This is a genomic window from Providencia sp. PROV202, from assembly GCF_028479565.1.
GTDB lineage: Bacteria > Pseudomonadota > Gammaproteobacteria > Enterobacterales > Enterobacteriaceae > Providencia > Providencia zhijiangensis.
Genome location: NZ_JAMPNV010000011.1, coordinates 60,648 through 82,925, shown reverse-complemented (window position 1 = coordinate 82,925; position 22,278 = coordinate 60,648). Strand labels below are relative to the sequence as shown.

The window sequence follows — 22,278 nt, the reverse complement described above, 5'->3', positions numbered from 1 at the left end:
CTTTAACTGGTGTTGTGTGACAGCGCGTTACATACTACTCTTATCTTTTATAGAATTTAAGCTTATTTACTAATAGATAATCCATTAATTATATGGGGTTTTTACGATTCACCTGCGGTTTATTGGAAAGCTAACTATCTCAGATTGTGACAATCTGGTATGCTTCCGCGTAGTCCGTCTAAAAATGTTTGGAATAATAAAAATATGGTTATTAAAGCTCAAAGTCCGGCAGGTTTTGCGGAAGAGTACATTATTGAGAGTATTTGGAACAATCGTTTTCCTCCAGGATCTATCTTACCCGCGGAGCGTGAGCTATCTGAATTAATCGGTGTAACCCGAACGACATTACGTGAAGTTTTACAGCGTTTAGCCCGTGATGGATGGTTAACTATTCAACATGGTAAGCCAACCAAGGTCAATAACTACTGGGAAACGTCAGGATTAAATATTCTGGAAACGCTGGCAAAGCTCGATCACGACCGTGTGCCTCAGCTAATTGATAACTTATTGGCAGTACGTACTAATATCGCTGCTATTTTTATTCGTACCGCATTTCGTAATGATCCGGAAGCCTCATTAGAAGTGTTATCGGGTAAAGATAAAGTTGAAGACAACTCAGATGCATTTAGCGATTTGGATTACAATATTTTCCGTGGACTGGCCTTTGCGTCCGGTAACCCAATCTATGGTTTGATTATTAATGGATTAAGAGGGTTATACACGCGAGTTGGGCGTTATTATTTCTCTAACCCTGAAGCGCGTCGTTTAGCGTTAAGTTTTTACCAACAGCTGAGCAATTTATGCCGTGAGCAAGCCTATGATCGTATTATGGATTGCGTCAGAAACTACGGTAAAGATAGCGGCGTGATCTGGCACAATATGCAAAGTAATATGCCATCTGACCTCGCGAATAATATTTAACACCACCATTTTCAAACAAAAAGCCAGTGCCTTGCACTGGCTTTTTTTGTTTCCGATTAATTGATTGGTATAATCATCTGCTTAATTGAAATTTATCAATGTTATTATCTGGCGTGGTGAGTTATTCGATATTTAGCTTCTAAATATTGAAATGGAATAATCTTTTGATGAATGAATATAAAACTCTGTTTAACTCATTATTTAATCAGAATTAATTTCAGGGGTTTGTTTCTAATAAATTGATTTATATAGACTAAATTGATTTATCCTCTTTTTAATTGGTAGAATAAAATTTCACTGGATTTAAGGGAACCTAAATTTGATAGAGGATTTAACTTTTTTGTTAAAAATGTTAATTAACTGTATTGGAAAATAAAAACTAGAATATTATGCTAACAGTAATTCCATTTTGTTCTCTAGAGGGGTTCTATGAAAGTTCTCGTTTTAGGTGCTGGCGTTATTGGTGTTACCACTGCGTGGTATCTAGCACAAGAAGGGCATGAAGTTTGCGTCATTGATAGGCAGCTTGATGTGGCTGAAGAAACCAGCGCAGGTAATGCCGGGCAAATTTCTCCAGGATATGCAACCCCATGGGGGGCGCCGGGGATCCCTCTTAAAGCCGTCAAATGGATGTTTGAAAAACATGCCCCTTTGGCGATAAAACCCGACGGTAGCCTGTTCCAATTACGCTGGATGTGGCAAATGCTGAAAAACTGCGACATGCAGCACTACACCATGAACAAAAGCCGTATGGTGCGGATCGCAGAATACAGTCGTGATTGTATTCGCCAACTTAGAGCAGATACTGGCATTGGTTATGAAGGTCGCCAAGGCGGTACGTTACAGTTGTTTAGAACGGCAAAACAGTTTGATAATGCGGCCAACGATATCGCGGTTTTGCAGCAAGAAGGTGTACCATACGAATTACTGACCTCAGATCAGCTCATTACAGCTGAGCCTGCATTAGCTTTTGTAAAACATAAGCTGACAGGTGGTTTACGCTTACCAAATGATGAAACAGGGGATTGCCAGCAGTTCACCAAAAAACTGGCGAAAATGGCAGAGCAAGCTGGGGTTACATTCCGCTTTGGCTGCCATGTGGAGCAAATTTTAACGGATGGCAAGCGCATCAGCGGTATTAAGGTCGATGGAGAGATTTTGCTGGCGGATCAATATGTCGTTGCCATGGGGTCCTATTCCACTCAGATGTTGCAGCAATTGGTGAAGATTCCGGTTTATCCTCTGAAAGGTTACTCATTGACGATGCCAATCATCGATGAATCTCGAGCGCCGGTTTCGACTGTGTTGGATGAAACCTACAAAATAGCTGTAACACGGTTTGACCAACGTATTCGCGTTGGGGGAATGGCAGAAGTGGTTGGTTTTAATCTTGATGTACTGAAAAAACGCTGTGAAACCCTAAAAATGGTGGTGCAAGATCTCTATCAAGGCGGCGGCGATATTAATCAAGCCCAGTTTTGGACAGGATTACGACCAATGACGCCAGACGGAACCCCGATTGTTGGGCCGACAGAATTTAGCAACTTGTATTTGAATACGGGGCATGGAACCTTAGGTTGGACAATGGCTTGCGGCTCTGGCAAATTGTTGGCTGATTTAATTTCAGGGAATACGCCGGACATCGCTGCGGATGATTTATCGGTATTCAGATATACCGATGGTTTTAATACAAAATTAGTCAGTACGGGTCACTTATCGCCTGCGCGTTAATTGAGCGACGTAAAATATCAATAATAATAAGGAATCGCAATGCCACGCCCAATTCGTGCTGTCATTCATCAACATAATTTAGAACATAATTTAGCGGTGATCCGCCAGAAAATCGGTCAAGCGAAGGTCTGGTCAGTGATGAAAGCGGATGGTTATGGCCATGGTATTAAACGAATTTGGCGCGGACTAAAAGATTCTGATGGTTTTGCCGTTTTAGATCTTCATGAAGCCATTTTATTGAGAAATGAAGGGTGGAAGGGGCCAATTTTATTATTGGAAGGGTTCTTCCAAGCTGATGATTTGGTAGTTATTGACCAGTATCAATTAACAACCAGCGTACACAGTCGCTGGCAGCTAGCCGCCATTGAGCAAGCTTTACTGAATAAACCTATTTCTGTCTACATTAAGCTTAATAGCGGAATGAATCGCTTAGGTTTCTCGGTGGATGAGTATGCGGATATTGTGTCTCAACTGAGCCAGATGGAAAATGTTGCGGATGTGACATTAATGAGCCATTTTGCCAATTCAGATATGGTTGAGGGAACACAAGCGCCGTTAGCGAAAATTCAACAATTTACTCAGTTATCACTTCCGACCTGCATTGCGAATTCAGGGGCGGTTTTATGGCATAAAAACACCCATTATGATTGGGTACGGGCTGGAATTGTGCTGTATGGCGCGTCTCCGAGTGGCAAATGGGGTGATATTGCTGAGTATGGTTTAAAAGCGGCGATGACGCTGCAATCGGAAATTATTGCAGTCCATGATATTGAAGCCGGCCAATCCATTGGTTACGGTAGCAAATTTACGTCAGAAAAACCGATGCGTATCGCGACTGTGGCCTGTGGTTATGCCGATGGATACCCTCGTCATGCGCCAACTGGAACGCCAGTGTGGTGTCAGGGACAGCGTTGTGCGCTGTTAGGTGCGGTTTCCATGGATATGCTCACGATTGATATTAGTGACTGTCCTGAAGCGGCTATTGGCTCTCAAGTAGAGTTGTGGGGCGAGAATTTACCTGTTGATGATGTGGCACAGTCGGCGGGCACAATCGGTTACGAATTATTATGTGCGCTAGCACGTCGCGTACCTATTGATTTTTAATAAAAAAGTACATCATTCATTCACTTGGCTTATATTCTTGATTGAGAAAGATAGACAATCAAAGTAATTTAGCTTTAAATGTGAACCATCTCATTAACGTGGGTGAAATTTCCCACGTTATTCATTCTTATTGTTAACTTCATCTGAATAATTTGGGTTTAATTTAAAATGTCTAAAACAATCAAAATGACCACACTTGCCATTGCGTTAAGTGCGGCCTCAACTGCTGCGTTTGCTGGGACTTGGTCTGTTGGTGGCTCTGTATTAGCACAAGCAACACCGTATAAAGGCATCAAAACGAGCGACTATATTTCGCCTGTTCCCGTTGTAAATTATGAAAGTGAAAATTTTTACTTCCGTACTTTGGCTGTAGGTTATTACCTCTGGAATGATAAAGTTGACCAGTTGTCTTTAGATGCATACTACTACCCACATTTCTTTAAACCAAAAGATAATGATGATGCCGACATGCGTAAGCTGGATCGCCGTCGCGATACCGTAATGGGTGGCTTTACTTACCGTCATAATGCTGACTGGGGTACATTGCGTTTCAATGGCTCTCTCGACATGTTATGGGAAAGCGAAGGCATGCGTGCGGAAGCGGCTTACCTGTATGCATTTAAAGGTGATAACTGGTCTTTAACCCCAGGTGTCGGTATCAAATGGGATAGCGCGAAACTGAACCGTTATGAATTCGGTGTGACATCTAAAGAATCTGCAAATAGCGGGTTAAAACGTTATGAACCAAATTCAAGCTGGACGCCATATGTTGAGCTGTCAGCAAATTATAAAATGACAGACAGCTGGTCACTGTTTGCGCTGGGTCGTGTTGATAAACTGTCTAGCGAAGTGAAAGATAGCCCAATGGTTAATAAATCCTACTCAGCGATTATGTGGAGTGGTGTCACTTACACCTTCTAATTTATACGCTGGAATAGAATGAAAAACCCCAAAATGGCTAGGCTGTTTTGGGGTTTTATTTTTGCATTTATTCTTACGATTATTTTACGCGTGGTTATTCTTGCTGTGGCTGCGGTTTATTTTCGCGGCATACCATTACGAGAGAAAGGCGAGAAGGGCTTTGAGCTTCAGATTTCATTGGCATATGAATGCGAGCCGTTTCCACACAAACCATCTGTTTGTAACCATTATTAGGCATATCCTGCATGCTGCACGATAACTCCGCCCAAGGGTTCCAGCACACCACGTCACTATGATGATAGTGATGCAACTCAATAGTGCGATTCCAGCCATCATCACGCAATAAACTGTATTCTTCTGGCTCGGTATATATGCGGTCAGTGTGCTTATTAAACTTTAGCGGTTCTGAAATATAGGCTTCTCTATCGGCGACTTTATCGATGTAATGCCCACCAAGGCCATAAACGGTGGCTTTCTGGATATCACTGATATTGAAATAGCTGTGTAATGCGGCGGTGGCCTCGAAGTCACCGTAGCTTTCTAATTCAAGTTCGCAAGTTTCCCCGAGCTTCATACGTAGGATCAGCGTGAACTCATGAGGCCAGAGTTTGCGGGTGTATTCGTTGTCTGTCAGGGTAAAGGTGAGAATGACACCACAATCATGTTCATTATGAGCCGTAAATTGCCAAGGTAAAATACGGGCAAAACCGTGACTAGGGCTATTTACAGGACCAAACCATGGCCAGCAAATAGGAATACCGCCACGAATGGCAATCCCTTCTTTAAACGCACTTTCTGGACTTAACCAAAGGCAGGGTTTTTGACCTGCGGGTTGCCAGTCAATTAAGTGGGCACCTTGTAGGCTCACGGCACCACGCACTTTTGGGTGGGAAATGACGATCAGCGGTAAATCGCCAAGTTGACGTTGGGTAATGTAAGGGGAAATTTGTTTGATAACAGGTAAAGCAAAAATTTTATCATGCATTGTCTTGCGCCTGTGGTTGTTGGTCCATCATCACGACCTAAATCAGCGACTATAAATAGAACAGCGCCTATAAATAGGGCAGTAACTAGAAATAACAATATAACAAACTCACGATACTGCAAGTGGCATTGAATGAAGCGGGGGACGCAGCTTGGAGTATATTGAGCTGGGCTTTAATTTTGAATGTATGAAAGATACAAAAGAGCCGCCAAGAGGCGGCTCAGTCACACTGGTTGCTTAACAGCTCTTATTTAGAGATGTGAGCAATCAGGTCTAGAACTTTGTTAGAGTAACCAGTTTCGTTGTCATACCAAGAAACCAGTTTCACAAAGTTGTCGTTCAGAGCGATACCTGCTTTAGCATCGAATACTGAAGTCAGTTTTTCGCCGTTGAAATCGGTAGATACAACGTCGTCTTCAGTGTAACCCAGAACGCCTTTCAGCTCGCCTTCTGCCGCTTCTTTGATAGCGTCACAGATTTGTGCGTAAGTTGCTGGTTTTGCCAGACGTGCAGTCAGGTCAACAACAGAAACGTTAGGAGTTGGAACACGGAAAGACATACCAGTCAGTTTACCGTTCAGCTCAGGAATAACTTTACCTACAGCTTTAGCCGCACCAGTTGAAGATGGGATGATGTTTTGAGAAGCACCACGACCACCACGCCAGTCTTTGTGAGATGGACCATCAACAGTTTTTTGTGTTGCTGTGGTTGCGTGAACAGTGGTCATCAGACCTTCAACGATACCAAATTTGTCGTTGATAACTTTAGCCAGTGGAGCTAAGCAGTTAGTTGTGCAAGATGCGTTAGAAACGATTTCTTGACCTGCGTAAGCTTTGTGGTTAACGCCCATAACGAACATTGGAGTGTCATCTTTAGAAGGACCAGTTAACACAACTTTTTTCGCGCCTGCTTGGATGTGTTTACGAGCAGTCTCGTCAGTCAGGAAGATACCAGTTGCTTCTGCAACAACATCAACACCGACTTCGTTCCATTTCAGGTTTGCAGGATCTTTCTCTGCTGTAACACGGATTTTTTTACCGTTAACAACTAAGTGACCATCTTTAACTTCAACAGTACCGTTGAAACGACCGTGAGTTGAGTCGTATTTCAACATGTATGCCATGTACTCTGCATCGAGCAGGTCGTTGATAGCAACGATTTCGATGTCAGAACGCTCTTGTGCAGCACGGAAAACGATACGGCCGATACGACCAAAACCATTAATACCTACTTTGATAGTCATAGTATTTCCACCAGCTATTTTATTTCGTGAATTAAGATGTACTTAAAGTTACCAAAACCTTGCTAGCCGTCAAGCGGAATCGTGTCAATTATTGAAAAAAATCAATTCTGATACCACTATCTGCATATTTGTCAGTCACTTCAGCAGCAAATACAGCCGCACGTATTATCGGGATTGTTCAGCATAATGAAACCATCCATCAGTGATATATGTGAGGCTCATCACAAATCAAACCGTAAAGTTCTAACCTTAATAGTCTAGAATAGTTTTCCACTGAGCGTTGTTAAGTTTTTGTTGCTTGAAATGGATGCGAAATCGCTTTAATACGCATCTTTTTGAAAAAGAGTAGGTAATCGATGTCGAATAAAGATAAGCAAGCTATTGATTTATCAAAGCTTAACCAAGTCCAGCTGTATGTTACACAACAGGCTGGCACAGAGCCCCCATTTAGTGGTCAATTATTGCATAACCGTAAAGATGGCGTGTATGAATGTCTCTGTTGTGGAACCCCTTTATTCCTTTCTGAGACCAAATTTGATGCGGGCTGCGGATGGCCGAGTTTCTTTCAACCAATTGATGAAAGTTTGATAAAATTTATCGAAGATTTCTCTCATGGAATGCATCGTATTGAAGTGCGCTGTGGTAATTGTAATGCGCATCTTGGACATGTATTTCCCGATGGTCCACAACCAACCGGACAGCGTTACTGCATAAATTCAGCATCGCTAAGTTTTACGGATGACCAAACGGGCGAAAAGACCGCAGGATAACATGCTGAAGCTTGCTGAAGTGTGAAGGCATGTTCGGAAATAACGATTCAGCTAATTATTCAAAATACAATGTATAAATAATACCGTAAAAAAATAATTATCTTGATTGCCACTAAATTGATGTGATGAGGCGTGTAACGTGAGCGTAGAAATGGATGCACAACAAATAGACCAATTACTGTCTGTCATGACCCTTGAAATTTACCAGCGTTTAGTGACGGCAGTGGAGTTAGGTAAATGGCCTGATGGCGTGGCATTAACGCCAGAACAAAAAGAAAATACCTTACAGATGGTGATGTTATGGCAATCTCGCCATAATCATGATGCGGAGCATATGACGGTCGGCACAGACGGCCAAATTACCATGAAGAGCAAGCAAGAGTTAAAAGCGCTTTTCCAAGGGGAGCGGTTAGCGACGTTGAAACCGCAAGAAAACGACGAATAAGGTAGTTAGCCCTGCAAATTAGCAGGGCCAAAATTTGAAACCCATTAGTAGGGTGATGGAACGCTAGAGTGGCAATGTCACTAACTTAGCGCCCGCACTCTGCATTTCTGCTAACGCCTTCTGGCTATCTTCAGGGTCTAAATTAACACCGCGACATCCATCCGTGAGCACATCGACACGGTAGCCCAGTCTTAGCGCGTCCAGCACAGTAAACTTCACGCAATAGTCGGTCGCAATACCCATAATCATTAAATGGCTGATTTGTTGCTGCTGAAGCCACACATGAAGTTCAGTTTGACTGACTCGGTCATTATCAAAAAAGGCACTGTAGCTATCTACTTGCGGATTTTCACCTTTAGTAAATACCTTCTGAATAGCTTGGCGATGAAGCTCTGGATGGAAATCAGCACCATGGGAGCCTTGTACACAGTGAACCGGCCACCAAACTTGTGGCAATCCATTCAGTTCGCCAAGGGTGCCAACAGGCTGGTTAGAATTGACGGCAAAACTGAGGTGGTTTTCTGGATGCCAATCTTGGCTGGCTAAAACCGTGATACCTTGTTTTTGGCATTGCTTAATAACGTGGTTTGCGGTTTCAATAACCTGTTCGCTTTGTTTTACAGCGAGAGCACCACCAGTACAAAAATCATTTTGTAAGTCGACTAACAGTAATGCTGATTTCATCATTCTTCTCAGTAGGTTATGGCTTATTCATCGGCGTAGCTTAATTCACCACGTAGATTATTTTGCATTAATTCGCGAATAAGCTCAGAGGTATAATCTTGGCTTAGTAAGTAATGTAATTTACTCAATGCGGCTTCAAAAGTCATATCAAAACCACTGATCACTCCAGATTCTGCTAATGCGTGTCCAGTGGCGTAACCTTCCATATTTACCCGCCCAGAAATACATTGGGTAAGGTTGACAACAATAATGCCACGAGAAGTCGCTTCACGAAGAATACGCAGAAGTTCCGGTTGCTGAGGGGCATTTCCTACACCGTAAGAGCGCAAGATTAGCGCTTTAACTGGTTGCTGAAGAATATTTCTTACGATTTCAATGGATAACCCCGGGTAGAGCGTAACAACCCCAATAGGCTGTGGGGTAATGCGATGGGTTTTTAATTCGCCAACGCCAATCGGTGCTGGGCAGGCATTGAATGTACGGATATGAATACCGGCTTCCATCAGTGGGGAACAGTTTGGTGAAGTGAACGCTTCAAAACCATCCGCATGAGCTTTCACAGTGCGGTTACCGCGATACAGTTTATTATTGAAGAATAAACCCACTTCATTGATCGGGTAGTTTGCCGCTAAATAGAGTGCATTAAGCAGGTTGGTTTGCCCATCGGAACGTAGGGCTTCCAGTGGAATCTGTGACCCTGTCACAATAATCGGCTTCTTCAAGTTTTCAAACATAAAGGAGAGTGCAGAAGCCGTAAATGCCATGGTGTCAGTGCCATGCAGGATCACAAAACCATCATATTTATCGTAATTTTCACTGATGTCATCGGCGATATTTTGCCAATCTTCCGGTGTAATGTCCGAGGAGTCGATTAACGGCTGGTGTTCACGGATCGTAAATGTTGGCATTTCAGGGCGATGAAACTCAGGCATTTGGGCTAATTGCGCCTGTAGGTGACCAGAAACAGGAATATAGCCTTGAGGAGAATGGCGCATGCCGATGGTGCCACCCGTATAAACGACATAAATCGATTTCTTCTGCATTTTGTTACCTAACGATGACAGGCGAAGTTCTGTATGAATAAGAAATTCTGTGTGTGAATAATTTGGATTATAAGGATTTTGGCTTATTTACTGGAGATAATCTATGGATAAAACAAGATATTGCAGATTGTTGTGATGGAAACTTCCGTTTACGCTAGCGTGATTCACCGCGAATGGCAGCCCCTCTATGGTTGTCTTGAGAGGGGGGTCATTGGTGAAAATGAATAGTTAGTTAATTTCTGCGCAGTTTAAGCAAAATGCGTAACGATTTTGTGGATCGTTCATTTTTAAGAAAAACTGAGCTTGGCGGCGAATATCGGTAGCGACAGCCGGCGGTAGGAAAGTTTGCAATGCATCAGGCATCATGACTTGAACGTTGCTAGTCAATTCAAGGATCAACTGATCCATAAAGGACAGTTCAGGTTGCATCCAATCCAGTTCGACAGATTTTACTTTTGCTAACTCCGCGGCTTTTGCGACGGCATCATCGAAATCACCAAGTTCATCGACTAAACCAATTTTCAGCGCATCCTTACCAATCCAAACGCGGCCTTGAGCAATCTTATCGATTTCTTCCGGTGTTTTATGGCGAGATTGAGCAACTAAGCCAATAAAGGTTTGGTAGCCATTTTCGATGGTGATTTGCATCATATCAGAAAATTGTGGGCTAATCCCTTTAGTGACAGAAACGCCTGCTAATGGGGACGTCGAAACACCGTCAGTATAAACGCCGATAGATTCTAATGAGCTTTCAAAGGTATTGATCACACCGAAAATACCGATAGAGCCGGTTAAAGTGCTTGGGCTAGCAATGATGTAGTCAGCTGGTGTTGAGATCCAGTAACCGCCTGATGCGGCCATGCCACCCATTGACACGATGACTGGTTTCTTCGCGGTACGCACAGCGGCTAATTCACTGCGGATCAGGTCAGAAGCACTGACACTTCCCCCAGGGCTATTAACGCGTAATACGATGGCTTTAATGTTTTCATTTAAGCGCGCATCACGGATTTGAGCTGCGAGGGTTTCGCCACCAGCAATACCGGGAGTTTGTGGACCATCCATGATGGCACCTTGAACGACGATAACTGCAATATTACCGTCGCTGTTGCTGGTATCGGCAATTTTAGTGGAGTAATCATAGATGCTAATGCCATTGAATGTTTTATCTTCTTTATTCCAACCAAACTGATTAGAGAACACATTTTCGGCTTGCTCGCGAGTGTAAATCTTATCCACTAATTTTTGCTGCAAAGCATACTGCGCAGTATCACCCTTGACGGCGCGAAGTTGTGCAATGAGCTTATCCGCTCCTGGGAAGATTTGTTCAGCTTTAGATTGGCGATTCTCCGCGATAGATCCTAAATAGTTATCCCATAAGGTATTTAACCAAAGTAGGTTAGCTTCACGGGCTTCAGGTGACATATTATCGCGCATCATCGGTTCAACTGCAGATTTGTAGGTACCAACGCGGAAAATATGGGTGCTTACCTTGAGTTTTTCTAATAAAGATTTGTAATACAGGGTATCCGTTGAGAAACCGTAAATTCCGACGGTGCCATGGGGTGCGAGATAAATTTCATCTGCGAAGCTAGCTAAATAATATTGAGCTTGTGTATAGCTATCGCCCATTGCATAGACTGATTTTCCAGAGGCTTTGAACTCTTCAATCGCTTTACCGATGTATGCCATGGAGGGTTGATCTGCACCAACCAGATTATCTAAACGTAGTATTAGACCTGTAATGCGGTCATCGTCAGCGGCGGTACGAATGGTATCGACGATATCGAATAGCGAGTTTTCCTGCATTAAGTTGTTCGAGGTACCCAGCAATTCGCGGCTCATGCGTCCGAAAGGATCCGGGGAAGAGACCTGGTCGACAACAACCCCTTGTAGATCAACAACTAGTGCACCAAAATAGTTTTTTTCTGGCTCGCTGTCGGATTGCAAGAGAGAATAACCGCCGATCACTAAAAATAGCAACACGAAGAAAAGTGCGTTGAAAACAAATTGTCGAATGAAATTAATGACTCGCCAGCTAAACTTAAAAACGGTGGCGAAAATATCCCAGAGTTGTCGCATTTTTTCTCCAGTGTGAGGATATCAATCAAGTTGGCGGCATAAAATGACGCGCGAATGATTTAGAATATCATCTATTTGACAGATGATTAATAGATAGATTAATCAATAGATTTAATCCTATACAGTATCAAACGATGACAGATACCAAATAATGTAATACAGGATTATTCATAACAAAACCATTGTGAGCGTTGTACAATAGCTCAATGGTATTTCTATTTTGCTGAGCACTACATCAGCTTACTCTTAATCGGAGATCAATATGGATGCATTAACCCTTTTGTTGAACCGCCGTTCAGCTTCACGCTTAACCACTCCAGCGCCGCAAGGTGAACAACTCGACAATATTCTTGCCGCAGGAATGAGAGCGCCAGACCACGGGGCATTGAAGCCATGGCACTTTGTTGTTATGCAAGGAGAAGGTATCGCTCGCTTCAGCCAATTGCTTGAAAAAGCAGCTGTAGAAGGCAAGTTAGGTGCGGAAGTTGAAGAAAAAGCGCGTAATGCACCATTTCGTGCGCCGCTCATCATTACTGTGATTGCGAAAGTGAAAGATCATCCCAAAGTGCCACAGTGGGAACAAATTGTTGCCGCAAGCTGCACCGTACAAGCGATGCAAATGGCCGCATTAGCACAAGGTTTTGGCGGTATTTGGCGTTCAGGTTCATGGACGGAAGACGCTATCGTGCGTGACGGTTTAGGTTGTGAAGAAAATGACCATATTGTCGGTTTCCTTTATTTAGGCACCCCAGAATTAAAAGCACCTACAAAAGCTCAACAACCTGATATGACAGGCTTTGTGTCCTATTTTTAAGTAGATAGCGAATTTCTAAAGAGACAGACAATGACAGAAAAAATTAGACTGACCCAATATAGCCATGGTGCTGGTTGCGGATGCAAAATCGCACCAAAAGTGTTAGAGCAAATTTTACATACTGAACAAGCTAAATTTCATGATCCTCACTTATTAGTGGGCAATGAAACCAAAGATGATGCCGCAGTTTATGATTTAGGTAATGGCATCGGCATTATCAGTACCACTGACTTCTTTATGCCTATCGTGGATAACCCATTTGAATTCGGACGTATTGCTGCAACGAACGCCATCAGCGATATTTTTGCGATGGGCGGTAAGCCAATTATGGCGATTGCGATCCTCGGCTGGCCGATTGCTAAATTGCCACCAGAAGTGGCTCGCGAAGTGATTGAAGGCGGACGTGCTGCTTGTGCGGATGCAGGAATTTCACTGGCAGGTGGTCACTCTATCGACTCACCAGAACCTATCTTTGGTTTAGCGGTGACTGGGGTCGTGAACACAGATTATGTGAAGAAAAACAGTGCTGCGAGCGCAGATTGCGAACTGTTCCTAACCAAACCGTTGGGTATTGGTGTGCTAACCACGGCTGAGAAAAAAGGCGTGTTAGCACCAGAACATGCGCACCTTGCTGCTGAAACTATGTGCCAAATGAACAAGTTCGGTGCGGTTGTTGCGCCTTTAGACGGCGTGACGGCGATGACGGACGTAACGGGCTTTGGTTTGCTTGGTCATTTAAGTGAGATCTGTGAAGGCTCCGGTGTTCGTGCTCAGATTTCCTTTAACAAAGTGCCAAAACTTGCTGATGTGGAAAAATACATTGAAGCGGGTTGTGTGCCGGGTGGAACTCAGCGCAACTTTGATAGCTACGGTCACTTAATTGGACCAATGAGTGATATGCAGCGCCAATTATTGTGTGACCCACAAACGTCAGGCGGGCTTCTCATCGCGATTAAATCATCGGAAGTCGCTAAAATTAAAGAGATTGCACAGCAGCAAGGTGTTTTGTTACAGTCTGTCGGTACCTTATTACCTGCACAAAGCGGTGTGCCTTTAATTGAAGTGATCGACTAATCTATGCGTTTGTTTATTGCGGAAAAGCCCAGTCTTGCACGGGCCATTGCGGATGTACTGCCAAAACCTCATCGTAAAGGGGATGGTTTTATTCAATGTGGCGATGACCAGATGGTCACGTGGTGCATTGGGCATCTTTTAGAACAGGCTGAACCGGATGCGTATGATCCGCGTTATGCCCGTTGGAATTTGCAAGATTTGCCGATCATTCCTGAGAAGTGGCAATTGAAGCCGCGTTCCGCAGTAACCAAACAATTAAACACTATCGACGCGCTACTTAAACAAGCCAGCGTCGTTGTCCACGCAGGAGACCCCGATAGAGAGGGGCAGCTGCTGGTGGATGAGGTGCTGGATTACTTCAAGCTTGATCCCGAAAAACGCAAAAGCGTGAAACGCTGTTTAATCAACGACTTGAACCCTCAAGCTGTTGAGAGAGCGATTGATCGTTTACGTGAAAACCGTGAATTTATTCCATTATGTGTTTCTGCATTAGCCCGCGCTCGTGCAGATTGGCTGTATGGAATTAATATGACTCGCGCCTATACCTTATTAGGACAGCGAGGTGGTTACCAAGGGGTTCTCTCTGTTGGGCGCGTACAAACTCCTGTATTGGGGTTGGTCGTTAGGCGCGACGAAGAGATAGAACACTTTGTACCGAAAGACTTTTTTGAAGTTAAAGCGCACATTGTCACGCCAAAGGATGAGCGCTTTGTCGCAGTTTGGCAGCCAAGTGAATCTTGCATCGATTTTCAAGATGAAGAAGGGCGTTTAATTCATCGCCCATTAGCGGAACATGTAGTTTCTCGCATCGAAGGTAAGCCGGCGATTGTCACGCAATACCAAGATAAACAGGAAACTGAGATTGCACCATTGCCGTTTTCGTTATCCGCTTTGCAGATTGAAGCCGCCAAAAAATACGGTTTAAGTGCTCAAGAGGTGCTGGATATTTGCCAGAAACTGTATGAAACCCATAAGCTTATCACTTACCCGCGTTCGGATAGCCGGTATTTGCCGGATGAGCATTTTGCAGGGCGCCATGCGGTATTAAATGCGATTGCGGTACACCAACCCGCATTAACTGAATTTGAATTACCTGAACTGGATAAGAAAAACCGTTGTTGGGATGATAAGAAAGTGGATGCCCACCATGCCATCATTCCGACGGCTAAAACAGCCGTTGTGCGTTTAACTGAAAATGAAAGCAATGTGTACCAGTTAATTGCTCGTCAGTACATTATCCAATTTATGGCAGATGCGGTTTACCGCAAATGCACCATCGATTTAGACATTGAAAACGGCAAATTTAATGCCAAAGCACGTTTTCTCGCAGAAGCGGGGTGGCGAGTCGTATTAGGTGGGAAAGAGCGTGACGCGGAAAACGACGGTATGCCATTGCCTATCGTGAAAAAAGGCGATGAGCTTTTGTGTGAAAAAGGGGAAGTGGTTGAACGGCAAACTCAACCACCTCGCCCATTTACCGATGCAACACTGCTGTCTGCGATGACGGGGATCGCTCGTTTTGTGCAAGATAAAGCATTAAAAAAAGTATTGCGTGAAACGGATGGTTTAGGCACAGAAGCGACGCGAGCGGGGATTATTGACTTACTGTTTAAGCGTCAATTTTTGTTTAAAAAAGGGCGCTATATTCACGCCTCACCCGCTGGGCGAGCGCTGATCCACGTTTTACCTGATATGGCGACCTTGCCCGATATGACGGCTCACTGGGAATCAAGGCTAACGCAGATCAGCGAAAAACAGACGCGCTACGATGATTTTATGCAGCCGTTAAGCCAGACGTTAATCAACTTAATTCAGCAAGCTCGTCAATATACAAACTTGCGCGCGTTTCGTGAGTTGCCACCTGTTGCCAATAACAAAGGGGCAAAGAAGGGCGCGAAAAAAGCAAGTGCGAGTAAAGGGAAAAAATCCTCACCGTCAGCATAGGCGCAGTGGATTTCTAAACTTGAGCGCACTAAGCAGTAATTGGTTGAATTTAGTGTGCACCAAGGATGAATGTAGGAAGGGATCTAGGGGAAAGCATAGGGCATATGATTATGCCCTATAAAGGGAGGCTTAGGATTACTTAGTAAGGTCAAACTCAGCCCAAACAGGTGCGTGGTCAGACGGTTTTTCCATGCCACGGATATCGTAATCAATACCTGTTGCGCTACAACGGCTGGCGAGTTTCTTTGAGGCGAGCAGAAGGTCAATACGCAGACCTCGGTTATCGTCAAAGCCTTTGGAGCGATAATCAAACCATGAGTAGCAATCGGTGGTATCTGGATGCTGTTCACGATAGGTATCAACAAGTCCCCAACTCAGTAGTTTATCCAGCCATTCACGCTCTTCAGGTAAGAACGAGCATTTTCCGGTTTTCAACCAACGCTTACGGTTAACTTCACCAATGCCGATGTCTAAATCCGTATGGCTGATGTTCATGTCACCCATAATCAGCAATTGGGAATCCGCGGTTTGCGTTGATGTTACGTAATCTTGCAGATCACGATAGAATTTTTCTTTTGCTGGGAATTTGGTTGGGTGATCACGGCTTTCCCCTTGAGGGAAGTAGCCATTAACGACAGTCAGAATTCCTTCGCTGGTTTGAATATCAGCCATGATGATGCGGCGCTGAGCTTCATCATCATCCGTTGGGAAACCTTTTCTAACGGCAAGTGGTTCATTTTTCAGGAGTAATGCTACGCCATAGTGGGCTTTTTGACCGTGAAAATAAACATGGTAGCCTAATTTACTGACTTCCTCGTAAGGGAACATATCATCGTGGACTTTTGTCTCTTGTAACCCAATGACTTCAGGTTGATGCTTCTCAATAATCGCTTCCAGTTGATGAGGACGTGCTCTTAGACCATTAATGTTGAACGAAATAAATTTCATGGTTACTTATCACCCATTGCTTTGAACATGACTGAGGGGATTCTATCAGATGCTAACAATAGTGTAACTATTAAATATTTTTTGTTTATATAATTGCCCATAATTTATTAGGGAACTTTAATTTTTAATAATAATATATCTATGACTGTTAATTAAAAAATGTTTGTTAGTTTTATAATTAACTACTAAAAAGTTCATTTAAAGTCAGTTGGTTATTTATATTTTAATGTGATTTAATGGTGGGGCAATAAAAAATAATCAAATGAAACAATATAATATATTGCTTTGCTATGTTGGAAATTATAAAAATACTTTTATGAAATATTGTTAACCATCAAATGAAAAAATTTATTTAAATTTTTATTTGATGTGGAAGATTATGGGTTAATCAACATGCTGTTATTTAAAATAATCATGTTGGTTTACATTTCAATAAATAGAATGGGGTCATAGATATGTTCTTTTCAAGAAAATTAGAGGCGTTTATGGCAGTTGTTGAAAATGGCTCGCTAAGCAAGGCTGCAAGGGTGATGAACCGCACGACACCCCCCATCGCAAAATCCATAAAAGACTTTGAAACGAGTTTGGGTAAACGGCTTTTTAAACGAGAAAAATTTGGAATGACATTAACTAAGGATGGCCAAGAACTTTATAATGATCTTAGAGATCTCTACTTGCAGGAGAAAGAAATAACGAAAAAACATTTTTCTGGTTATATCGTCAATGAAGCCAATATTTATTATGACTGGGGAAAGGAAAATCATCTAATTAATTTATATCAAGCAGCACACAAAAATAATGTACAGGTTAATATATTAAGATTTAACTATGATGAGGTAGATGAAATTGTCGATTATGATGGGAATACTTTAATTTTAAGTTCTGAATTAGTCGTCAGTGAAAGATTTTCATTACAAAAAAAAATAGAGAATGCTCCTTTAGGTATTTATTGCAGAAAAGAATTATATGAAAAATTTAATCATGATGTTGTCGTATTGCTACAGCAAAGCACTTGGCTATGTGACCCTTCATTTTATAAAAGCTCACTCATGAGTGACTTGCTGGCTAAAGTTGAAACCGCAGAGAGTAAATCCAGTATACGACAGATGGATAATATTGGGTGTTGCCAGAGTTTCATTCAAGACGGTGATTTTATCGGGATTATTGATCACTATCCTGAGGATGAGCTGATTGATAGGTCGCTGATCTATGTTTCATTAAATGGAATTTTGGATAAAAGTGACTGTTATATTTATAAATCAAAATCACATTCAAGTGTGTTAAATCGATTTATTGGGGTAGTTGATAAACTTGGAAAAGAGACTGCTTAGATGGTGGTGGGAGAAGGATTCGAACCTTCGAAGTCTGTGACGGCAGATTTACAGTCTGCTCCCTTTGGCCGCTTGGGTATCCCACCAGATTTTGAATTGCTGTAATCGTTCACAGCGGGCGGCATCATATCAAATGACGCGCCCCTGTAAAGTATTAATTGAAAAAAAATGTCTGAATGCTGATTTTTTAATCTTAATGCATGATAAATCAACAAATTACTACAATTAATAACTGATGCGCTATGTTATAAAATAATTGTTCGATTTCCATAAACAAAGACGCGCTGTGCTAATACCCAATATAAAGCGTGGCTCAATACGTTCTTTTCAACGTCTCGACCCGCACGCATCATATCATCCGCAGTAAATGTGTGGTCCACATTGATAACGTTTTGCGTGATGATTGGGCCTTCATCCAAATTATCATTCACAAAGTGAGCGGTTGCTCCAATAATCTTAACACCACGCTCATAGGCTTGGTGATAAGGTCGTGCACCAATGAATGCAGGTAAGAATGAATGGTGAATATTAATAATTTGATTAGGGTAATGCTGAACGAAAGCAGGGGTTAACACTCGCATATATTTCGCAAGGACTACGTAATCAGGCTGATATTGATCAATCTGCGCAGTGAGCTTTTCATCGTGCTGTTCGCGGGTTAACCCTTCATGGCTAATATGGTGGAATGGAATACCAAACTGCTCGACTAGGTTTTTCAAAGTATCGTGGTTGCCGATAACGGCAGCAATATCGACATCTAACCCATCGTAAGCACTTTTCATCAGAAGATCACCAAGGCAGTGCGCCTCTTTTGTGACCATAATAACAATGCGGCGACGCCCTGCAGTGTTTAATTCACGCTTAGATCCTTCCGGCAATGCATCATCTAAATCAGCCAGTAAAGTTTCATCGTTAAAAATCCCTTCCAGTTCCGTTCTCATGAAGAAACGACCAGTACGGTGATCAACAAACTCATTATTTTGGATAATGTTCAGCTGGTGTTTGTAGCAAATGTTGGTGATTTTAGCGATCAATCCTTTTGCATCAGGACAAATGGTTCTGAGAATTTTTTTCTGTACATTTTTGTGTTGCATGGAACTGTCTAATCCTTAACTGACTAAAGCCTAATAATTTAGGCTCATCGTAATTTGTGCAATGAATATACGAATTGATAAACAGAGAATTAATAACTATCGCAGCACTTCTTAAATTTTTTTCCTGAGCCGCATGGGCAATCATCATTGCGCCCAATTTTTGGTGTTATTCCGTCAATGTAATACCACTGTGTATCAATGCGAAGAAAACGGGAACGTTCGTGAATAAGCTGTTTATGATCAGCTTTTTCATCAATAAAGCAAGCCGAAAATTCGACATAAGCTTCGTCAGGATTTTTAGCATGAGAAGAACTAATGACACGCAGGCCCAGCCATTCAGTTTGTTCAAAGCTATCTAAGATAGCCTCTCGCCACTCTTGTGCTTGGCAATCTGGATGCCATGTTTTGATGAGGTAATCCGCATTGTGATGGACATAAGCGCTGTATCGTGAACGCATTAATTGCTCTGGGGTTTCAGCAATAGCCTGCTCAAGCAACAGCGGAGAGCAGCATTGGTCAAACGGCAGAGGATGACCACAGCTACAATTATTTTTTAAAGATTGGCTCATTCTTTTCTCGATAAAATAACTATACTTAAAGATATAGTCGTTAATGATTTTATAATATGACTATTGTCGTCAGAATATATTACTTATGAAACCAGGGTTGTCGTGGTAGGTATGATATGAAAAATAGAAAAATACTCATAGTTGAAGATGAAAAAATTTTTTGTACTATTCTTCGTGAATACCTCGAAAGTTTAGAAACAGAAGTCTACATCGCGGATAACGGTGCGCTTGCACTTGACCTGATCACGCAAAAAAAGGTGACTCCCGATGTCATTCTTTGTGACCTCAATATGCCTGTCATGAATGGAGAATCATTTATGGCGGAGCTGGTGGAGCGCAATATTAATGTACCTGTGATTGTTATTTCGGCAACCACAGACTTCACGCAATTAGATAGAATGTTTCGTCTTGGGGCGAAAGATGCTTTATTAAAGCCAATAAAAAATCTTGATGAAGTGAAAGTGACAATTCATGCGGCCCTGTATCCAGAACAGTATGACTCTGACGCACTCATTGAAAATGAAATCCAAAATATTTCGAATATTTTGAGTAATGACAAGTTGGATATGTTAGCTATTTTGAAACAATTACAGCCTCCCGTGGCGCAAGTTATCAATGGCTATAAGATAAACTATAGACAATTAAACGAAGCGAATCGTTTTGGACTGCTGTTGGACATCGCTGCAATATCGGAAGATCAAATTGGATTTTATTGCATTGATATAGAACGCTCCCCGCAAGAAGGTGTGATGGCGGCCTTTTTAATTCGTGTTGTGTTTAATGATTTGTTAAAGAGTGCAGTGAACAACCGAGATAAAAAGTTACCGCAAATTGATAATATTATTAATCAAATAAATCACTTACTGGAAGACTCTGGCTTTTCTGGTCAGTTCCCATTGTTACTTGGTTACTTTAATGCCAAATCTAAAAGTGTGATTTTGGCGAGTGCAGGGCTGGAAGCCAATATTACAACGGAGCACCATCATTATCATCTTGCGCGCAATGTCCCATTAGGTACGTTAAAAACATATCATTCAAATCGATTAGATTTTCAAGGCGAGAATTGGAAGTGTCTTATTCATAATTCTAATCAGAAAATTAAGTTAATGTTTAATCCCGACGCTCAGAAATAATGCACTTATTTAATGAATATAGGTTCTATTTATCCTAAACGAGCCTATCTCTATTTATTCAATAATGAATCCTGATATACTGGCGCGCACTAAAAACGCGCCAGTATAGTTTATTGAAGATATAAACGGCGCTTATTAAATTTTTGGAGTTCTTGAGATGATCAAACGCAAGGTGCGTAAAGCGGTAATCCCAGTAGCAGGTTTAGGAACACGTATGCTTCCAGCAACGAAAGCCATTCCTAAAGAGATGCTACCGGTTGTTGATAAGCCTTTAATCCAGTATGTGGTTAATGAATGTATTGCCGCAGGGATTAATGAAATTGTATTAGTGACGCATTCATCTAAAAATTCTATTGAAAACCACTTTGATACCAGTTTTGAACTTGAAGCCATTTTAGAGGCGCGAGTTAAGCGCCAATTATTGGATGAAGTTAAATCCATTTGCCCAAGTCATGTGACTATCATGCAAACACGCCAAGGCATTGCTAAAGGCTTAGGTCATGCCATTCTGTGTGCTAAGCCATTAGTCGGTGATGAGCCTTTTGCCGTGATCCTTCCGGATGTTATTTTAGACCGCTACAGCACCGATTTAACGAAATTCAACCTTAAAGAGATGTTAGAACACTACGAAACTACTGGGGCTAGCCAAATTTTAGTTGAGCCAGTACCAGAAGAAGATGTTTCTAACTACGGAATTGTGGATTGCAACGGTGTGACTTTACACCCGGGCGATAGTAAACCTATTTCTCGTATGGTGGAGAAACCGAAACGTGATGAAGCGCCATCCAATTTATCTATCGTAGGACGTTATGTATTATCCGAAAAGATTTGGGATGCATTAGCGAAAACAGCACCGGGTGCTGGCGATGAAATCCAATTAACGGATGCAATAGCATTAATGATGGAAAATAAGGAACCCGTTGAAGCATACCACTTATGTGGTAAAAGTCATGACTGCGGAAATAAATTAGGTTACATGAAAGCCTTTGTTGAATATGGCATGCAACACGATACGCTAGGAAATGATTTTTCCGCATGGATTAAAGAGTTAGCGGCTAATTTAGATTCATCATCGAAATCTAATTAAAATACTAACCTTTGTTGTACAGATAAAAGCTAACCTTTATGGTTGGCTTTTTTTATAGGTGCTTTATATGGGAATATGTAAAAAGGAGTACTCAGATTTTAAGTGTCATTAAATGTCAGTTGTATAATATAAATCTATATAACCCGTATGGCGCGTAAATAATTGTGTAGTGTGCCTAGAGGTAACTTAAAGAATATCACTGGATTAAATTACGTAACTTTACTTTAACGTATATTTTATTTCGTATCATTATTTTTGATTAAAAATAGATGAAGGGAATGGAGCTGAGGGGATGATAAGTGGATATTAATAAGACTGTTATAAATAAAAACACCCTTATAAAAAGGGTGTTTAG

20 protein-coding genes and 1 tRNA gene are annotated in these 22,278 nt (G+C 42.0%); 12 read left to right on the top strand and 9 right to left on the bottom strand.

What is annotated here, in order from left to right; all coding sequences use genetic code 11:
- The first annotated feature begins 204 nt into the window (after positions 1-204).
- The 4 genes from fadR (at position 205) to PR799_RS07705 (ending at position 4,677) form a co-directional block, all read left to right on the top strand.
- Entirely contained in the window at positions 205-921 is a 717-nt protein-coding gene (gene fadR / locus PR799_RS07720; protein ID WP_036956460.1) for a fatty acid metabolism transcriptional regulator FadR, read from the top strand.
- Positions 922-1,350: 429 nt separating this feature from the next.
- Positions 1,351-2,652, top strand: coding sequence for a D-amino acid dehydrogenase (locus tag PR799_RS07715; RefSeq protein ID WP_154627039.1), 1,302 nt, complete (start codon positions 1,351-1,353; stop codon positions 2,650-2,652).
- Positions 2,653-2,691: 39 nt separating this feature from the next.
- Positions 2,692-3,756, top strand: a complete 1,065-nt coding sequence (gene alr, locus PR799_RS07710; RefSeq protein ID WP_272521637.1) for an alanine racemase — start codon at positions 2,692-2,694, stop codon at positions 3,754-3,756.
- Between the two features lie 168 nt (positions 3,757-3,924).
- A complete protein-coding gene (locus PR799_RS07705) occupies positions 3,925-4,677 on the top strand; it encodes a MipA/OmpV family protein (protein ID WP_154627035.1) in 753 nt (250 codons plus the stop codon).
- A gap of 94 nt (positions 4,678-4,771) precedes the next feature.
- On the opposite strand, the gene PR799_RS07700 is transcribed toward PR799_RS07705, so the two are convergent.
- Complete coding sequence (locus tag PR799_RS07700; RefSeq protein ID WP_154627032.1) at positions 4,772-5,662, bottom strand: D-hexose-6-phosphate mutarotase; 891 nt, start codon at positions 5,660-5,662, stop codon at positions 4,772-4,774.
- A 247-nt stretch (positions 5,663-5,909) separates the two neighbouring features.
- A complete protein-coding gene (gene gapA / locus PR799_RS07695; protein ID WP_006658762.1) occupies positions 5,910-6,905 on the bottom strand; it encodes a glyceraldehyde-3-phosphate dehydrogenase in 996 nt (331 codons plus the stop codon).
- A gap of 356 nt (positions 6,906-7,261) precedes the next feature.
- Here gapA and msrB point away from each other — a divergent pair, with 356 nt between their 5' ends.
- The gene (msrB, locus tag PR799_RS07690; RefSeq protein WP_154627030.1) at positions 7,262-7,675 is read left to right on the top strand and encodes a peptide-methionine (R)-S-oxide reductase MsrB; all 414 of its coding nucleotides are present in this window, start codon (positions 7,262-7,264) and stop codon (positions 7,673-7,675) included.
- A gap of 151 nt (positions 7,676-7,826) precedes the next feature.
- Positions 7,827-8,120, top strand: a complete 294-nt coding sequence (locus tag PR799_RS07685) for a YeaC family protein (RefSeq protein ID WP_154627195.1) — start codon at positions 7,827-7,829, stop codon at positions 8,118-8,120.
- A gap of 63 nt (positions 8,121-8,183) precedes the next feature.
- Here PR799_RS07685 and pncA read toward each other — a convergent pair whose 3' ends face one another.
- The 3 genes from pncA to sppA all read right to left on the bottom strand — a co-directional run bounded on the left by pncA (position 8,184) and on the right by sppA (position 11,929).
- Complete coding sequence (gene pncA, locus PR799_RS07680; RefSeq protein ID WP_154627028.1) at positions 8,184-8,804, bottom strand: bifunctional nicotinamidase/pyrazinamidase; 621 nt, start codon at positions 8,802-8,804, stop codon at positions 8,184-8,186.
- A 23-nt stretch (positions 8,805-8,827) separates the two neighbouring features.
- Positions 8,828-9,847: an asparaginase gene (gene ansA / locus PR799_RS07675; protein WP_154603699.1), complete on the bottom strand. Its 1,020-nt coding sequence runs from the start codon at positions 9,845-9,847 to the stop codon at positions 8,828-8,830.
- Positions 9,848-10,075: 228 nt separating this feature from the next.
- Positions 10,076-11,929 carry a signal peptide peptidase SppA gene (sppA, locus tag PR799_RS07670; protein ID WP_272521636.1) on the bottom strand — a complete coding sequence of 618 codons (1,854 nt, stop codon included), beginning with the start codon at positions 11,927-11,929 and terminating at the stop codon, positions 10,076-10,078.
- Between the two features lie 262 nt (positions 11,930-12,191).
- On the opposite strand from sppA, the gene PR799_RS07665 reads away from it, so the two are divergent.
- The 3 genes from PR799_RS07665 to PR799_RS07655 are packed head-to-tail and all read left to right on the top strand — an operon-like array spanning position 12,192 to position 15,761.
- On the top strand, positions 12,192-12,743 hold the full coding sequence (locus tag PR799_RS07665; protein WP_272521635.1) for an NAD(P)H nitroreductase: 552 nt from the start codon (positions 12,192-12,194) through the stop codon (positions 12,741-12,743).
- A gap of 30 nt (positions 12,744-12,773) precedes the next feature.
- A complete protein-coding gene (selD, locus tag PR799_RS07660; protein WP_154627021.1) occupies positions 12,774-13,817 on the top strand; it encodes a selenide, water dikinase SelD in 1,044 nt (347 codons plus the stop codon).
- 3 nt (positions 13,818-13,820) lie between these two features.
- Positions 13,821-15,761 (top strand): DNA topoisomerase III, encoded by a 1,941-nt coding sequence (locus PR799_RS07655; RefSeq protein WP_154627019.1) that lies wholly within the window; start codon positions 13,821-13,823, stop codon positions 15,759-15,761.
- Positions 15,762-15,896: 135 nt separating this feature from the next.
- Here the strand turns inward: PR799_RS07655 and xthA are convergent, their stop codons facing one another.
- The gene (gene xthA / locus PR799_RS07650) at positions 15,897-16,709 is read right to left on the bottom strand and encodes an exodeoxyribonuclease III (protein WP_154603708.1); all 813 of its coding nucleotides are present in this window, start codon (positions 16,707-16,709) and stop codon (positions 15,897-15,899) included.
- 455 nt (positions 16,710-17,164) lie between these two features.
- Here xthA and PR799_RS07645 point away from each other — a divergent pair, with 455 nt between their 5' ends.
- A complete protein-coding gene (locus PR799_RS07645) occupies positions 17,165-18,040 on the top strand; it encodes a LysR family transcriptional regulator (RefSeq protein WP_154603709.1) in 876 nt (291 codons plus the stop codon).
- 1 nt (position 18,041) lies between these two features.
- Here PR799_RS07645 and PR799_RS07640 read toward each other — a convergent pair.
- The 3 genes from PR799_RS07640 to PR799_RS07630 form a co-directional block, all read right to left on the bottom strand.
- A tRNA-Tyr gene (locus PR799_RS07640) sits at positions 18,042-18,126 on the bottom strand.
- Positions 18,127-18,285: 159 nt separating this feature from the next.
- Positions 18,286-19,134, bottom strand: a complete 849-nt coding sequence (purU, locus tag PR799_RS07635) for a formyltetrahydrofolate deformylase (protein ID WP_154603710.1) — start codon at positions 19,132-19,134, stop codon at positions 18,286-18,288.
- A gap of 89 nt (positions 19,135-19,223) precedes the next feature.
- Positions 19,224-19,703 (bottom strand): YchJ family protein, encoded by a 480-nt coding sequence (locus tag PR799_RS07630; protein WP_154627017.1) that lies wholly within the window; start codon positions 19,701-19,703, stop codon positions 19,224-19,226.
- 116 nt (positions 19,704-19,819) lie between these two features.
- Here PR799_RS07630 and rssB point away from each other — a divergent pair, with 116 nt between their 5' ends.
- Together rssB and galU are read left to right on the top strand one after the other, a co-directional pair.
- Positions 19,820-20,836: a two-component system response regulator RssB gene (gene rssB, locus PR799_RS07625; RefSeq protein ID WP_272521633.1), complete on the top strand. Its 1,017-nt coding sequence runs from the start codon at positions 19,820-19,822 to the stop codon at positions 20,834-20,836.
- A gap of 157 nt (positions 20,837-20,993) precedes the next feature.
- On the top strand, positions 20,994-21,923 hold the full coding sequence (gene galU / locus PR799_RS07620; protein WP_272521632.1) for a UTP--glucose-1-phosphate uridylyltransferase GalU: 930 nt from the start codon (positions 20,994-20,996) through the stop codon (positions 21,921-21,923).
- Positions 21,924-22,278: the final 355 nt, after the last annotated feature.